This is a genomic window from Streptomyces sp. NPDC051738, from assembly GCF_044453205.1.
In the GTDB taxonomy this organism is placed as follows: domain Bacteria; phylum Actinomycetota; class Actinomycetes; order Streptomycetales; family Streptomycetaceae; genus Streptomyces.
The window spans coordinates 69,226-87,008 of sequence record NZ_JBITCM010000019.1 but is presented as its reverse complement, the minus strand read 5'-3'; the positions used below and the strand labels follow the sequence as shown (position 1 = coordinate 87,008).

The 17,783-nt window shown below is 73.8% G+C and carries 1 protein-coding gene; it reads left to right on the top strand.

Annotated elements, in window-relative coordinates; translation table 11 throughout:
* The first annotated feature begins 3 nt into the window (after positions 1-3).
* Complete coding sequence (locus ACIA8X_RS35635; RefSeq protein ID WP_399460029.1) at positions 4-17,781, top strand: SDR family NAD(P)-dependent oxidoreductase; 17,778 nt, start codon at positions 4-6, stop codon at positions 17,779-17,781.
* Positions 17,782-17,783: the final 2 nt, after the last annotated feature.

Below are 17,783 nucleotides of genomic sequence, written 5' to 3'. Positions count from 1 at the left end.
GACATGACTGCATCCTCCGAAGAGCTCGTCGAAGCCCTGCGGGAGTCCCTCAAGGAGAACGACCGGCTCTGGCAGCGCTACCAGGACCTCGTCACGGCGTCCCGGGAACCCGTCGCCGTCGTCGGCATGGGCTGCCGCTTTCCCGGCGACGCCACCACGCCCGAGGCGCTGTGGAAGCTCGTCGTCGGCGAACGGGACGGCATCACGCCCGTGCCCGAGGACCGCGGCTGGGACCTGAGCGCCCTCGGCGACACGACCGCGGCCGGCGGATTCCTCCACGACGCGTCCCAGTTCGACCCGGACCTGTTCGGCATCAGCCCCCGCGAGGCCCTCGCCATGGACCCGCAGCAGCGCCTGCTGCTGGAGACGTCCTGGGAGGCTCTGGAGCGGGCGGGCATGGACCCCACCTCGCTGCGCGGCTCCCGCACCGGCGTGTTCACCGGCGTCTCCGGCAACGGCTACGGCGGCCACCTCCACGAGGCCACCCCGCAGACCGAGGGCTATCTGCTCACCGGCAGCATCCCCAGCGTCGCCTCAGGCCGCGTCGCCTACACCCTCGGCCTCGAAGGCCCCGCCGTCACCGTCGACACCGCCTGCTCCTCAGCCCTCGTCGCCCTGCACCTGGCCTGCCAGGCGCTGCGCTCCGGCGAGTGCGACAAGGCCCTCGCGGGCGGCGCGACCGTCATGGCCAATCCGGGGATGTTCCTGGAGTTCGCACGGCAGGGTGGCCTCGCCGGCGACGGGCGCTGCAAGTCGTTCGCCGACGACGCCGACGGCACCGGATGGTCCGAGGGAGCCGGCGTCCTCGTCCTCGAACGCCTCTCGGACGCCCAGCGACTCGGCCACCCGATCCTCGCCGTCATCCGCGGCAGCGCCGTCAACCAGGACGGCGCCTCCAACGGCCTCACCGCGCCCAACGGCCCCTCCCAGCAGCGCGTCATCCGCGCCGCCCTCGACGCCGCCGCCCTCACCCCCGCCGACGTCGACGCCGTCGAGGCGCACGGCACCGGCACCCGGCTCGGTGACCCCATCGAGGCCCAGGCCCTCATGGCCACCTACGGGCAGGACCGCGCCGAGCCCCTGTGGCTCGGCTCCGTGAAGTCCAACATCGGCCACACCCAGTCCGCCGCCGGAGTCGCCGGCCTCATCAAGACCATCCTGTCGCTGCACGCCGAACTACTGCCCCGCTCCCTGCACTCCGAGGCCCGCTCCACCCGGGTCGACTGGACCGAGGGCGACGTCCGCCTGCTCACCGAGGCCCGCCCCTGGCCGCGCGGCGAACGCCCCCGCCGGGCCGGTGTCTCCGCCTTCGGCATCAGCGGCACCAACGCCCACGTGATCGTCGAGGAGGCCCCGGCCCCCGTCGAACCCGAACCGCGCACCCTGACCGCGCCACCGGTCATACCCTGGGTGCTGTCGGCCCGCGGCCACGACGCCCTGACCGCCCAGGCCGCCCGCCTCGCCGGTCACCCGGACGACGCCGACCCCACCGACACGGGCCTGTCCCTCGTCACCGGCCGCGCCCGCCTCGACCACCGCGCCGTCGTCCTCGGCACCGACCCCGGCGTCCTGCGCGCCCGCACCGCCGCCCTTGCCGACGGCACCCCGGACCCCGGCATCTTCACAGGTACGGTCCTCGACGGCCGTACGGCGTGGATGTTCACCGGGCAGGGCAGCCAACGCCCCGGCACGGGAAGGGAGTTGTACGAGGCGCACCCGATGTTCGCGGCCGTCCTGGACGTCGTCTGCGAAACCCTCGACGCCGCCCTCGCCGGCGCCCCCGGATTCGAACTGCCCGTGCGCGACGTCATGTTCGCCGCCGAGGGCACCCCCGAGGCCGCCCTCCTCGACCGCACCGGCTACGCCCAGACCGCCCTGTTCGCCCTGCAGGCCGCCACCGCCGAGCTGCTCCGCTCCTGGGACACCCGGCCCGACGTCGTCCTCGGCCACTCCATCGGCGAGTACGCCGCCGCCTACGTGGCCGGGGTGTTCGACCTCGCCGACGCGGCGCGCCTGGTCGCCGCCCGCGCCCGCGTCATGCAGGCGCTGCCCGAAGGCGGCGCCATGGCCGCGGTGGAGGCCGACGAGACCGAGGTCGTGGAGCTGCTCGCCACCGCCGACGGGGAACTGCTCGACACCGCCGCGGGGGCCCCGCGCGACACCGCCGATGTCACGGTCGCCGCCGTCAACGGGCCCCGGGCGGTCGTCGTCTCGGGGACCGAGGACGCCGTGGAGCGGGTCATGGCCGCCGCCCGCGACCAGGGCCGGCGCGTCACCCGGCTGCGTGTCTCGCACGCCTTCCACTCGCCCCACATGGCCCCGGCCGTCGCCGAGTTCACCCGCGTCGCCGAGGGCGTCACCTTCCGCCCGCCGACGCTCGCCGCCGTCAGCACCGTCACCGGGGCCCCGGTCACCGCCTCCGAGTGGGCGACGCCCGCCTACTGGGCCGACCAGATCGTCCGCCCCGTCCGCTTCCACGACGCCCTCACCACCGCCATCGGCCGCCAGTCCGCGAGCCGCCTGCTGGAGGTCGGTCCGGACCCCGTCCTCACCGGCCTCGCCCGCACGGCAGGCGACACCCCCGCCGCTTCCGTCCTGCGCAAGGGCACCCCCGAACCCGAGTCGCTGCTCACCGCGCTGGCCGAGATGTACGTGCACGGGGCGGCCGTCGGCTGGGCCGCCCTCTTCGAGGGCACCGGCGCACGCCGCGTCGACCTGCCCACCTACGCCTTCCACCACCGGCGGTTCTGGCTACGACCCACCCGCACCGTCACCGACGTCGGCGGCCTCGGCAGCGTCGGCCACCCTCTGCTGGGCGCCACCCTGCGCCCCGCCGGAACCGACACCGTCCTGCTCACCGCCGCCCTGTCGGCCGACACCCAGCCGTGGCTCGCCGACCACACCGTCGCCGGACGCGTCGTCGTGCCCGGCACCGCGCTCGTCGAACTCGCCGTGCAGGCCGGCGACCAGGCCGGCTGCGGCACGCTCACCGAACTCGCCCTGCACACCCCGCTTGTGCTGCCCGAACACGGCACCGCACACCTCCAGATCGCCGTCGAACCCGCCGCGGCCGACGGCACCCGCGCCGTCCGCGTCCACGCCCGCCGCAGCGGCGCACCCGCCGACGTGCCGTGGACGCTGCGCGCCGCCGGCATCCTCGCTCCCGCAGGTCCCTCCCCTTCCTGGGACCTGCGGGCCTGGCCCCCCGCCGACGCCGAACCCCTCACGCTGGACGGCCTGTACGACCGGCTGGCAGCGGCCGGTCTCGAGTACGGCCCCGCGTTCCGAGGCCTTACCGCCGCATGGCGGGACGGCGACGACCTCCTCGTCGAGGCCGCCCTGCCGGACGCCACCGGCGACGCCACCGCCTTCGGCCTGCACCCCGCCCTCCTCGACACCGCCCTGCACGCCCTCGCCCTGCCGCAGGACACGGCCGACAGGGCACGGCTGCCGTTCCTGTGGAGCGGAGTACGCCTGCACGCCGTCGGTGCCGCAAGCCTCCGCGTACGGCTCACCCGGCACACCGACGACACCGTCGCCCTGTACGCGGCGGACGAGACCGGCGCACCCGTCGCCGACGTCGAGGGCCTCGTCCTGCGCCCCCTGTCGTCCCTGAGCGACGACACCCCACGCGCGGGCAGCCTCTTCCGGCTGGAGTGGACCCCGCTCACCCCCACGACGTCCGGCGGCGGGGAGAAGACCGAACCCGCCCTGGCCGTACTGACCGACGACCCGTCACCGTGGACCGCCGCCGACCCGGCGATCGTCCACGGCGTCACCCTCGACTCCCTCGCTGCGACGAACCCGGCGACGGTTCTCCTCCCGGTCGGCTCCGACACGGCCGCCGACGTCCTGGCCGCCGTGCACGCATGGCTCGCCGACGAGCGCTTCGCGCACGCCCGCCTGGTGCCGGTCACCACGAGAGCGGCCGGTGCCGACGCCACCGACCCCGCGGGCGCGGCCGTATGGGGTCTGCTGCGCACGGCCGCCAACGAACACCCCGGGCACTTCGCCGTCGCCGACACCGACGACACCCCGGAGGCCCGGCGCACCCTCGTCGCCGCTCTCGCCTCCCTCGACACCGACCAATCCCTCGACACCGACCAACTCGTCGTGCGCGGCGAACAGGTCCGCGTACCGCGCGTCACCCGCACCGCCGAACCGGCGGCCACCGAAGCCACCCCCTGGCCCGAGACCGGGACCGTCCTCATCACAGGTGGCACCGGCGGCCTCGGTGCGCTCATCGCCCGGCACCTCGTCACCACGCACGGCGTGCGCGACCTGCTGCTCATGTCCCGTCGCGGCCTCGAAGCCCCGGGCGCCGACGCCCTCGTCGCCGACCTCACCTCCGCCGGGGCCCTCGCCCGCGTCGTCGCGTGCGACGCCGCCGACCGGACCGCTCTGGCCGCAGCCCTGGACGGCGTACGGCTCAGCGGCGTGATCCACGCGGCCGGCGCGCTCGACGACGGGCTCCTCACCGACCTCACCCCCGACCGGCTGGCCCGTGTGCTCGACAGCAAGGCCACCGCCGCCCTGCACCTGCACGAGCTGACGGCCGATCAGGACCTGCACGCCTTCGTGCTGTTCTCCTCCGTCGCAGGCGTCTTCGGCAACCCGGGCCAGGCCGCCTACGCCGCCGCCAACACGGTGCTGGACACCCTCGCCACCGCCCGCCACGCCCAGGGCATGCCCGCGCTGTCCCTCGCGTGGGGCATGTGGGAGACGGCCGACGGCATGGGCGGCCGCACGGCCGAGGCCGACGTTGCACGCCTGCGCCGCCACGGCTTCCCGCCCCTGCCCACCGACGAGGCCCTCGCCCTCTTCGACGCCGCGCTGCGCTCCGAGCACCCCGTCGCCCTGCCCTTCGCGCTCGACACGACGGCCCTCGCCGCGTACCGCGACACCGCCCCCGCCGTCCTGCACGGCCTGCTGCCGATGGCCCGCCGCCAAGCCGCCGTCGGCACCGCAACCGACACCGGCAGCGCCCTGGCCCGCCGCCTGCTCGCCCTGCCCGGCGAGGAACAGCACCGGCTCCTGCTCGACCTCGTGCAGACAGCGGTCGCCGGAGTCCTCGGCCATACCGGCACCGCGGCCGTCGACCCCGCCCGCGCCTTCAAGGACCTCGGCTTCGACTCCCTGACCGCAGTCGACCTCCGCAACCGCCTCAAGACCGTCACCGGCCTCCAACTCCCCGCCACCCTCGTCTTCGACCACCCGAGCCCTCTCGCCCTCACCGCCCACCTCCGTACGGAACTCCTCGGCGCGGCGCACCTCCCCACCATGACCGCCCGCACGACGGCCGGCACGGACGAGCCCATCGCGATCGTCGGGATGGGATGCCGTTTCCCGGGCGGAGTGGGCTCGCCCGAAGCGCTGTGGAACCTGGTGGCGTCCGGTGGCGACGGTGTGTCGGGCTTCCCGGTGGACCGTGGCTGGGACCTGACGGCCCTCCACGGCCAGGGTCCCGGCAGCTCCGCCACACGCGAGGGCGGCTTCCTGCACGACGCGGCGGAGTTCGACGCGGAGCTGTTCGGTATCTCGCCGCGTGAGGCGCTCGCGATGGATCCGCAGCAGCGGTTGCTGTTGGAGACGTCGTGGGAGGCGCTGGAGCGGGCCGGGGTCGATCCGCTGTCGCTGCGCGGCTCGCGCACGGGTGTCTTCGCGGGGCTGATGTACCACGACTACCACGCGCGTCTACACACCGTGCCCAGCGAGGTGGAGGGACTGCTCGCCAACGGCAACGCGGGCAGTGTGTTCTCCGGGCGGGTGGCCTATGTGTTCGGTTTGGAGGGCCCGGCGGTGACGGTGGACACGGCGTGTTCGTCGTCTTTGGTGGCGCTGCATCTGGCGTGTCAGTCGCTGAGGTCGGGGGAGTGCGATACGGCGTTGGCAGGCGGCGTCACGGTTATGGCGTCGCCGGCCACTTTTGTGGAGTTCTCCCGGCAGGGCGGGCTGGCCGTCGACGGCCGTTGCAAGGCGTTCGCCGATGCGGCGGACGGCACGGGGTGGGCCGAGGGTGCGGGCGTGCTGGTGTTGATGCGGTTGAGTGAGGCACGCCGTCGGGGTCGTCCGGTGCTGGCGGTGGTGCGGGGTACGGCCGTCAATCAGGATGGTGCGTCGAACGGGCTGACCGCGCCGAACGGGCCGTCGCAGCAGCGGGTGATCCGGCAGGCGTTGGCGAACGCGGGTGTGTCGGCGGCCGAGGTGGACGCGGTCGAGGCGCACGGCACCGGTACCCGGCTCGGCGACCCCATCGAGGCGCAGGCGCTGCTGGCCACCTACGGCCAGGACCGCGACGAGCCGCTCTGGCTGGGCGCCGTGAAATCCAACATCGGGCACACGCAGGCGGCAGCGGGTGCGGCCGGAGTCATCAAGATGGTGATGGCGCTGCACGCTGAGCGCCTGCCGCGCACCCTGCACGCCGACCAGCCCTCCACCCACGTGGACTGGGAATCCGGTGCGGTGCGGCTGCTGACCGAAGAACGCGCCTGGCCGCAGGGCAAGCGTCCGCGCCGGGTGGGTGTGTCGTCCTTCGGCATCAGCGGCACCAACGCCCACGTCGTCATCGAAGAGGCCCCGGCTCAGCACCCCGCCCCGGCGCCGCGACCGGACCATGGGCTGCCCACGGTGCCGTGGGTGGTCTCGGCACGCTCGGCCGACGCACTGCGCGCCCAACTCTCCCGACTGGCCTCCGTGGACGCGGACCCGCTGGACACCGGCCTGTCGCTGGCGGCGACGCGAGCGGTACTGGAACACCGCGCCGTCCTGCTGGGCCCCGACCTGGACGCCCTGCGCGCGCAGCTCGCCGAGCCCGCGATCACCGGCGCCGTCACCGAGGGCCGTACGGCTTGGATGTTCACCGGCCAGGGCAGTCAACGGCAAGGTATGGGAAGGGAGTTGTACGACACCCACCCCGTGTTCGCCACCGCACTGGACGAGGTGTGCGGCCTGCTGGACGCACAGCTGGGCTTCGACCGGACCCTGAAGGACGCGCTGCTCGCGGACGGCGCCGGTCCGCTGGACGCCACCGGATACGCGCAGTCGGCGCTGTTCGCGGTGCAGGTGGCGCTGGTCGCGCTGCTGCGGTCGTGGGGGATGGCCCCGGAGGCCGTACTCGGCCACTCGGTGGGCGAGTACGCCGCCGCTTACGCCGCCGGGGTCTTCGAACTGCCGGACGCGGTACGGCTGGTGGCGGCGCGCGCCCGCCTGATGCAGGCGTTGCCCGAGGGCGGCGCGATGGCGGCGATCGAGTCGGCCGAGGCGGAGCTGTCCGGTCTGCTGCCGGACGGCGCGGTGCTCGCGGCGGTCAACGGGCCCGCCTCGGTGGTCGTTTCGGGCACGGAGGCCGCCGTGGCCGCGGTGGTCGAGCAGACCCGTGCGGAAGGCCGACGGGCCACGCGCCTGCGCGTGTCGCACGCCTTCCACTCGCCGCTGATGGAGCCCGTCCTCGCCGAGTTCACCGAGGTCGCCGCCTCGATCACCTACCGCACCCCGCAGGTCGCCGCCGTGAGCAGCGTGACTGGCGCCCCGCTCGCCGAGGACGACTGGACGACGCCCGCCTACTGGGCCGATCAGATCGTCCGCCCCGTCCGCTTCCACGACGCGTTCACCGCGGCCCGCGCCCAAGGCGCAGGCCGCTTCCTGGAGATCGGGCCCGACCCCGTCCTGACCGCGCTGGCCGATGACTCACACGCCGCCGCGACGCTGCGCAAGGACCGACCGGAATCGGAGACCCTGCTGCGGGCCGTCGCCGAACTCTTCGTGCGCGGCACGCCGGTCGACTGGGCGGCCGTCTTCACGGGCACCCGAGCACGTGAGGTGCCCCTGCCGACGTACGCGTTCCAGCGCCGCCGCTACTGGCTCGACGCCCCGCGCGCCACCGTGGCCGCCGGTGACCTCGGCCTCGGCAGCACCGGACACCCGCTGCTCGGCGCCGCCGTGCCCGTCGCCGGATCGGACGCCGTGCTGCTGACGGCACGGCTGTCCACCGCCGACCAGCCCTGGCTCGCGGACCACACCGTGGGCGGCTCGGTGATCCTGCCGGGCACGGCCGTCCTGGAACTGGCGCTGGCCGCCGGGGAACGCGTCGGCCTCGACCGCGTCGAGGAACTCACCCTCCACGTCCCGCTCGTGCTGCCCGACACGAGCGCGGTACACCTCCAGCTCAACGTCGAGGCCCCCGGCACCGACGGCCGACGGCAGCTGTACGTCTACGGCCGCCCCGAGACCACCACCGACGACCCCTGGACGCTGCACGCCTCCGGCATCCTGGCGGCGGGCGAGCCCTCGAACGAGGGCTGGGACCTGCGTACCTGGCCGCCACAGGGCGCCGAACCGGTGGAACTGGACGGCCTGTACGAGCGGTTGGGCTCGGCCGGACTGTCGTACGGCCCAGCGTTCCGCGGACTCGAACGCGTCTGGCGCTCCGGCGACGACTGGTTCGTGCAGGCCGCGCTGCCGGAGTCCGTGGCGGGAGGCGCCGAGGGGTTCGGGGTCCACCCCGCCCTGTTCGACGCCGTCCTGCACGCGCTGGGGCTGTGGAAGCGCGACGAAGAGGGCGCGATGCTGCCGTTCCTGTGGTCCGGCGTCGAAGTGTCGGCCGTCGGCGCCTCCGCGCTCCGCGTCCGGATCTCGCGCCGCGGCGACGGCACCGTCACGCTCCACTTGGCCGACCCGACCGGCGAGCCGGTCGCCCGAGCCGACGCCCTGACACTGCGCCCCCTGTCCGCCGGAGCCCTCACCGCATCCGACGGCGCGTTCCGCGACAGCCTGTTCCGCCTCGACTGGCAGCGCCTGCCCGACACAGCTCCCGCGTCGACCGGTACCTGGACGGTGCTCGGCGACTCCGCCACCCTGCCCGACGCACCCGCCCGCGCTTACGCCGACCTCGACGCTCTCAGCGCGGCACTCGACGCCGGGGACGAGGTGCCGGAGACGGTGTTCGCACTCGTCGCCACGACCGGCCGTTCCGTCACCGACGTGGCCGCCGCCACCCTGGCGCTGGTCCAGGGCTGGCTCGCCGACCCGCGGCTCGCCGGCTCGCACCTGATGTTCCTCACCTCCCGAGCCGTCGGCGACGACGTCGCGGACATCGCCGGCGCGACGGTCTGGGGGCTGGTGCGCTCCGCGGCCGGTGAGAACCCGGGACGTTTCCGGCTCGCGGACCTCGACGGCTCCGCCGAGTCCTACCGGGCCCTGGCCGGCCGCCCGGATCAGGGCGAACTGCTCGTCCGCCACGGCGATGCGCGGGTCCCGCGCCTCGTCCGCGCGGTCACCGACGACGTGCTGCTGCCGCCCGCCGGGTCGAGCGACGGATGGCGCATGGACGTCGTCGCCCAAGGACGCCTCAACGGTGTCGCGCTCGTTCCGGAGGCACGACGGCCCCTGGAATCCGGTGAGGTGCGGGTCGCGGTGCGGGCGGCGGGGGTGAACTTCCGGGATGTGCTGAATGTGCTGGGCATGTATCCGGGGGATGCGGGGCGGCTGGGGCATGAGGGTTCCGGTGTGGTCGTGGAGGTCGGTCCGGGGATGACCGGGCTTGTTGTCGGTGATCGGGTGATGGGGCTGTTGGACGGGGCGTTCGCTCCGTCGGCCGTCACTGATGCGCGGTTGTTGGCGCGGGTGCCGGAGGGGTGGTCGTTCGAGCAGGCGGCGTCGGTGCCGATCGTGTTCTTGACGGCCTACTACGGCCTGGTGGAGTTGGCCGGTCTGGAGGCGGGGGAGTCGGTGCTGATCCATGCCGCTGCTGGTGGTGTGGGGATGGCTGCGGTGCAGCTGGCTCGGCATCTGGGGGCTGAGGTGTATGCGACGGCGAGTGAGCCGAAGTGGCCGGTGGTGCGTGAGCTGGGGGTCCCGGAGGAGCGGATTGCGTCGTCGCGGACGACGGAGTTCGAGGAGCGGTTCGGGCCGGGTGTGGATGTGGTGCTGGACTCGCTCGCGGGTGAGTTCGTGGATGCCTCGCTGCGGTTGGTGCGTCCGGGTGGTCGGTTCGTGGAGATGGGCAAGACCGACGTCCGCGACGCCGAGCGGGTGCGGGCCGAGCACGGCATCGACTACACCTCCTTCGACCTCATGGACGCGGGCCCGGAGCGGATCGCGGAGATGTTCGCGGCGTTGCTGGAGCTGTTCGAGCGGGGTGCCCTGCGGCCCGCTCCGGTCAGCGCGTATGGGATCGCGCGTGCGCCGGAGGCGTTGCGGCTGCTGGGTCAGGCCAGGCATGTCGGGAAGGTCGTCCTTACGGTGCCGTCGCCTTGGAGTGGTGAGGGCACGGTGCTGATCACGGGTGGTACCGGTGGGCTGGGCGCGGAGGTCGCCCGGCATCTGGTCACCGCGCACGGAGTGCGGGACCTGCTGCTGGTCTCCCGGCGTGGACCCGACACTCCGGGCGCCGCCGAACTCCAGGTGGAACTCGGCGAGTTGGGTGCGCGCGTCAGCGTGCGGGCGTGTGACGTGTCCGACCGGGAGGCGCTTACCGGCGTGCTCGACGGTGTCGAACTGAACGGCGTGGTGCACGCGGCCGGTGTGCTCGACGACGCTCTCGTCACCGCCCTCACTCCGGAACGGCTGGCCCGCGTCCTGGCCGCCAAGGCGGACTCCGCCCGGCATCTCCACGAACTGACCTGTCGTCGGCCCCTCTCCGCGTTCGTACTGTTCTCGTCGTTCGCGGGCGTGGTCGGCAACCCGGGCCAGGCGGCCTACGCGGCCGCGAACAACGCCCTGGACGCCCTCGCGGCCACCCGCCGAGCCCAGGGACTGCCCGCCGTGTCGCTGGCCTGGGGCATGTGGGCCACCGCCGACGGCATGGGCGGAACGCTGGACGAGGCCGAGCTGGAGCGCATGGCCCGGCAGGGCTACCCCGCACTGGAGACCGGCCAGGGCCTCGCCCTGCTCGACGCCGCGCTGCTGCTCGACGAGCCGACCGCCGTCCCCGTCGCCCTGCGTCTCCCGGCGCTCGCCGAGGCCGGTCACGACACCCTGCCCGCCGTGCTGCACGACCTGGTCCCCGCCGCCCGACGCCGGCGCGGCGCCCGCCGGCAGCTCGGCACCGGGGGCGGCCAACTCGCCGACCGGCTGCGCGGGTTGCGGCCCGACGAGCGGGAACGGTTGCTGCTCGACACGGTGCGCGCCCAGGTCGCGGCGGTCCTCGGACACGCCTCGCCCGGCCGGATCGACCCGGACCGCGCCTTCAAGGACCTCGGCTTCGACTCGCTTACCGCCGTCGACCTGCGCAACAGGCTTGGCACCGCCACCGGCATCGCGCTGCCCGCCACCCTCGTCTTCGACCACCCCACGCCCACCGCCCTCGCCGCCCACCTCCGCGCCCACCTGCTGGGCGACGACGACACGGCCGACGCGCCCGGCATGACCCGCGCCCGCGCGCTCTCCGACACCGACGACCCCATCGCGATCGTGGGCCTGGGCTGCCGGTTCCCGGGCGGCGCGGACTCGCCCGAAGCGCTGTGGGACCTGGTCGTCACCGGCAAGGACGCGGTCACGCCGTTCCCGACCGACCGCGGCTGGGACACCCGTGCCCTGGACGGCATCGCCGCCGTCGGCGGATTCGTGCCGGAGGCCGGGGACTTCGACGCCGAACTGTTCGGCATCTCCCCGCGCGAGGCTCTCGCCATGGACCCGCAGCAGCGGCTGCTGCTGGAGACGGCGTGGGAGGCCCTTGAACGGGCGGGCGTCGACCCGACCTCCCTGCGCGGCACCGCGACCGGCGTCTACGCCGGCGTCTCCGCCAACGGCTACGGCGGCCACCTCCACGAGACGACCGCCGAGACCGAGGGCTATCTGCTCACCGGCAGCACTCCCAGCGTCGCCTCCGGCCGACTGTCGTACCTGCTGGGCCTGGAGGGGCCGGCCGTCTCCGTCGACACCGCCTGCTCCTCCGCCCTGGTCGCCCTGCATCTGGCGTGCCAGGCGCTGCGCTCCGGCGAGTGCGACATGGCCCTCGCGGGCGGCGCGACCGTCATGGCCAATCCGGGGATGTTCCTGGAGTTCGCGCGGCAGGGCGGCCTCGCCGGTGACGGGCGCTGCAAGTCGTTCGCCGACGGCGCCGACGGCACGGGCTGGTCCGAGGGCGCGGGCATCATCGTCGTGGAACGCCTCTCCGACGCGGTGCGAAACGGCCACGCCGTCCTGGCGGTGGTGCGGGGCAGCGCGGTCAATCAGGACGGCGCGTCCAATGGGCTGACCGCGCCGAACGGGCCGTCGCAGCAGCGGGTGATCCGGCAGGCGTTGGCCGCCGCGGGCCTTGACGCCTCCGAGGTCGACGCGGTCGAGGCGCACGGCACCGGCACGCGTCTGGGCGACCCGATCGAGGCGCAGGCCCTGCTCGCGACGTACGGACAGGCCAGGTCCGACGAGGATCCGCTCTGGCTCGGCTCGATCAAGTCGAACCTCGGCCACCCGCAGGCCGCGGCCGGCGTGGCGAGCGTGGTCAAGACGGTGATGGCGCTCCGGGAGGAGACCCTGCCGCGCACCCTGCACGCCGAGGAACCCTCCCCGCACGTCGACTGGGACTCCGGTGCCGTGCGGCTGCTGACACGGGAGCGGGCGTGGCCGCGTGGTGAGCGGCCGCGTCGGGCGGGTGTGTCGTCGTTCGGGATCAGTGGCACCAACGTCCACGTCATCCTCGAAGAGGCCCCGCCCGTCCATGCTCCGGAGCAGCGCACGCTGACGGCTCCACCGGTCGTCCCGTGGCCGGTGTCCGGCCGCAGCGCCGAAGCTCTGCGGGCCCAGCTCGCGCGACTCTCGCAGGACCTCGACGCGCGCGAGCCCGACCCGACGGACGTCGGGTTGTCGCTGGCCACGACCCGTGCGGCCCTGGAGCACCGGGCGGTGGTTCTCGGGCGGGACGGAGACGCCCTGCGGTCGGGGCTCGCGGAGCCTGTCGTGAGGGGGGTCGTCTGCGAGGGTCGTACGGCGTGGATGTTCACGGGTCAGGGCAGCCAGCGGCTCGGGATGGGGCGTGAACTGCACGCGCAGTATCCGCGGTTCGCGGGCGTCTTCGATGAGACGGTCGCGCTGCTGGAGGCCGAGCTGTCCGGCGCGGACGGGTTCCCGCTCCCGCTGCGGGACGTGCTGTTCGCGGAGGACGGCTCCGAGGCGGCCGCTCTCCTCGACCGCACGGGCTATGCACAGGCAGCCCTGTTCGCGGTGCAGGTCGCGTCGGTGGAGCTGCTGCGAGTGTGGGGTGCGGCTCCGGATGTGGTGCTGGGCCATTCGATCGGTGAGTACGCTGCCGCGTACACGGCCGGAGTTTTCCAACTGCCGGACGTCGTACGGCTGGTGGCTGCTCGGGCCCGCCTGATGCAGGCGCTGCCGGAGGGTGGTGCGATGGCCGCCGTGGAGGCGGCCAAGGAGGAGATCGCCGAGCTGCTGACCTCCGACGACGTGTCGATCGCCGCGGTCAACGGACCGGCCGCCGTCGTTGTCTCCGGCACCGAGGAGGGTGTCGAGCGGGTCATGGCCGCCGTGCGCGAGCGCGGTCGCCGGGTCACCCGCCTGCGCGTCTCCCACGCCTTCCACTCCCCGCTGATGGAACCCATGCTCGACGAGTTCGCCGCGATCGCCGAGCAGATCGACTACGGCACCCCGCGGTGCACAGCACTCAGCACCGTCAGCGGCGCTCGGGTCGGCGACGGCGACTGGACGAGCGCCGACTACTGGGTGCGGCAAATCCGCCGGCCGGTGCGGTTCCATGAAGCCGCCACCGAGGCGGTCACCCGGGAAGGTGCCGTCCGGCTGCTGGAGATCGGCCCCGACCCGGTGCTGAGCGGTCTCGTCGAAGCCGCCGCCGAGCGTACGGCGGTGTCCGTCCTGCGCAAGGGCTGGCCCGAGTCCGAGACGTTCCTCGGCGCCGTCGCCGAGCTCTTCGTCAGGGGCGCCGACGTCGACTGGGCCGCCGTCCTCGCCGGAACCGGAGCGCACAACATCCCACTGCCGACGTACGCCTTCCAACGTCAGCGGTACTGGCTGCGGCCCAGCCGCTCCGGTGCCGCCGCGGACAGCCTCGGTCTCGGGAACCCCGGGCATCCGCTGCTCGGCGCGGCGCTGCCCGTCGCCGGTTCGGACACCCTGCTGCTCACCTCGCGACTCTCCGCCGACAGCCACCCCTGGCTGGCCGAGCACATGGTTGCCGGACGCGTCGTCGTCCCCGGCACGGCGCTGCTCGAACTGGCGGTCCAGGCAGGTGTCCGGGTGGGCCGTGACCACGTCGCCGACCTCACCCTGCACGCGCCACTCGTCCTCCCCGAGGACGGCGCCGCACACCTGCAGATCTCCGTCGAACCGCAGGAGGCCGAGACCCGCGCCCTGCGCGTTCACGCCCGCCCCGAGAGCGCCTCCGCCGACACCCCCTGGACCCTGCACGCCACCGCCACCCTCGCCCCACGGCAATCCGAGCCCGACTGGGATCTGCGCGCGTGGCCGCCGGCCGGCGCCGAACCTTTGACACTGGACGGCCTGTACGAGCGGCTGGCCGCAGCCGGTCTCGACTACGGCCCCACCTTCCGCGGGCTGACCCGCGCCTGGCGCCACGGCGACGACCTCTACGTCGAGGCCGCGCTGCCCGAACCCGCCGCCGCCGAGGCCACCGGCTACGCGGTGCACCCCGCGCTGCTGGACACCGTCCTGCACGCGCTCGCCCTGCGCGGCCAGGACGACGGCGAGGCCATGCTGCCGTTCCTCTGGTCGGGTGTGTCCGTCACGGCGGCCGGCGCCACGACCGTGCGCGCGCACCTCCTCCCGGCCGGTGACGGCGAGGTCGCCCTGCGTGTGGCCGACGCCGTCGGCGCGCCCGTGGCCGTCGTGTACTCCCTGGTACTGCGCCCGGTGTCCGCCGCCGAGCTGCGGACTCCGGCGGCCGGAATCGACCACCTGTACCGCCTGGCCTGGACTCCCGCCGCCCAAGCGCCGGACATCGACGAACTCGACCACGGCCAACGCCGGGCGCTGGTCTCGTCCGACGCACGCGCCGAGCAGTCATGGGCCGCGGCAGGTGTCCCGGTCACCCGTTACCGTGACGTCGACGCCCTGCTCACCGCCCTGGACGTGGGCACCGAAGTGCCCGACGCCGTGATTCTGGCGGTACCGGGCGGCGATCCAGACGGCACCAGGCCCTCCTGGGGTGTCCCCGCCAACTCTGGTGAAGTCCTGAGGCCGATCACTGATTTCCTGGGGGCCATGCGGACCTGCCTCGCGGACGAGCGCCTGACCGGAACGCGTCTGGTCGTCACGACCCGCGACGCGGTCCCGGCCGGGCCTGCGCCGCACTCCGGCGGGAACGACCTGAACGGCGCCGGAGTCCGGGGCCTGGTCCGGTCGGCGCAGAGCGAGCACCCCGGCCGTCTCCTCCTCGCCGACCTGGACGGCGACCCCGCCTCCCACCGGACTCTGGCCCATCACCTCTCTCGCGGCGAGGAACCTCAACTAGCCGTCCGCGAGGGCCGTGTCTGGCTCCCCACCCTGACGACGATGGCGTCCGACGGACTGCTGGTGCCGCCGGTCATGGCAGAGGGGATGTCGTGGCGCATGGACGTCGGGCGGCGGGGCCGCCTGGACGGCGCGGCGCTGATTCCCGAGGAGCCGCGCGCGCTGCGGGCCGGTGAGGTACGGGTGGCCGTGCACGCCGCCGGCGTCAACTTCCGCGACGTGCTCAATGTGCTGGGAGCCTACCCGGGCGACGCGGGCCGTATGGGCCTGGAAGGCGCGGGCGTGATCGTCGAAGTCGCCCCGGATGTAACGGACTTCGCTGTCGGTGAGCGGGTGATGGGGCTGCTGGACGGGTCGTTCGCACCAACAGCGGTCGCGGATACGCGGATGCTGGCCAGGGTGCCGCAGGGCTGGTCGTTCGAGCAGGCGGCGAGCGTGCCGGTGGTGTTCCTGACGGCCTATTACGCGCTGGTGAATCTGGCCGGGCTCAAGGCGGGCGAGTCCGTGCTGATCCATGCGGCGGCCGGTGGCGTCGGCATGGCGGCCGTGCAACTCGCGCGGCAGTTGGGGGCCGAGGTGTATGCGACGGCGAGTGAGCCGAAGTGGCCGGTGGTGCGTGAGCTGGGGGTCCCTGCCGAGCGGATCGCGTCGTCGCGGACGACGGAGTTCGAGGAGCGGTTCGGGCCGGGTGTGGATGTGGTGCTGGACTCGCTCGCGGGTGAGTTCGTGGACGCGTCGTTGCGGTTGGTGCGTCCGGGTGGCCGGTTTGTGGAGATGGGCAAGACCGATGTCCGCGACGCCGCCCAGGTGCGGGCCGAGCACGGCATCGACTACACCTCCTTCGACCTGATCGACGCGGGTCCGGACCGGATCGCGGGGATGTGGACGGCGCTGCTGGAGCTGTTCGAGCAGGGCGCGTTGCGGCCGGTGAACGTGACGTCCTTCGACCTGGCCAGGGCCGCGGACGCACTGCGCCTGCTGGGCCGGGCCAAGCACGTCGGGAAGGTGGTGCTGCGCGTGCCGTCGCCGTGGAGTGGCGAGGGCACGGTGCTGATCACGGGCGGGACCGGCGGCCTGGGCGCGCAAGTCGCCCGGCATCTGATCACCGCTCATGGAGTACGGGACCTGCTCCTGCTCTCCCGGCGCGGGCCCGAGGCTCCCGCTGCCGCCGAACTCCAGGCGGAGCTTCAGAAGTTGGGCGCGGATGTCGATGTGCGGGCATGCGACGTGACCGACCGGGAGGCGCTGGCCGCCGTACTCGACGGGGTCGACCTGTCGGCCGTGGTGCATGCGGCGGGCGTACTCGACGACGGCCTGGTCGCCGAACTGACGCCGGAGCGGTTGGCCGGCGTGCTGGCGGCCAAGGCCGAATCGGCCCTGCACTTGCATGAGTTGACGGCCGACCGCGAGCTGTCCGCCTTTGTGTTGTTCTCGTCGTTCGCGGGTGTGGTGGGTAACGCCGGTCAGGCGGCGTACTCGGCCGCGAACAACGTTCTGGACGCCTTGGCGGTGGCCCGTCGTGCTCAGGGCCTCCCGGCCGTGTCGCTGGCGTGGGGCATGTGGGCGAACGCCGACGGCATGGGCGGAACGCTGGGCAAAGCCGACTTGGAGCGGCTCGCGCGGCAGGGCTTCCCGACACTGGAGACGGACGAGGGACTGGCCCTGCTCGATGCCGCGCTGGTCGTCAACGAGCCGAACGCCGTGCCCGTATCCCTGCGCACCTCGGCGCTGGCGGGCGATCAGGTGCCGTTCGTGCTGCGGGACCTGGTGCCGAGGGCGGGTCGGCGCTGGGCAGTCGCCGCCTCGGGTGGCACCGCCGGTGGCGGTGGCCTGGGCGAGCGGCTGCGCGGGCTGGGGTCGGTGGAGCGGGACCGTGTGGTGCTGGACGTGGTGCTGGCCGAGGTGGCCGGCGTGCTGGGGCATGCCTCGGCCGGGTCGGTGGACGCGTCCCGGGCGTTCAAGGAGCTGGGCTTCGACTCGTTGACGGCGGTGGATCTGCGGAACCGCCTGAAGACCGTGACCGGGTTGCAGCTGCCGGCCACCCTCATTTTCGACCACCCGACCGTGGCCGACCTCGCCGCCCATCTGCGCACCGAGTTCGACCGCGCCGAAGGCGGCGCCGAGCAGAGCCTCTCCGACCTGGACCGATGGGAGGCGGCCGTCCTGGCGATGGCCGGTCAGGACGCGGCCGTGCGCAGGGAACTGCGGGACCGACTGCGGGCCATGACGGCGCGCCTCGACGACGAACCGAGCACAGCAGGAACCGAGCAGGACGACGACGACATCGACTCCGCCTCGCTGGACTCGATGTTCGCGATCATCGATCGGGAACTCGAGGGCTGACG

What these genes read in the sequence shown, in the direction of transcription:
- ACIA8X_RS35635 (WP_399460029.1), top strand. Translation starts at nt 4, where the DNA reads ATGACTGCATCCTCCGAAGAGCTCGTCGAAGCCCTGCGGGAGTCCCTC.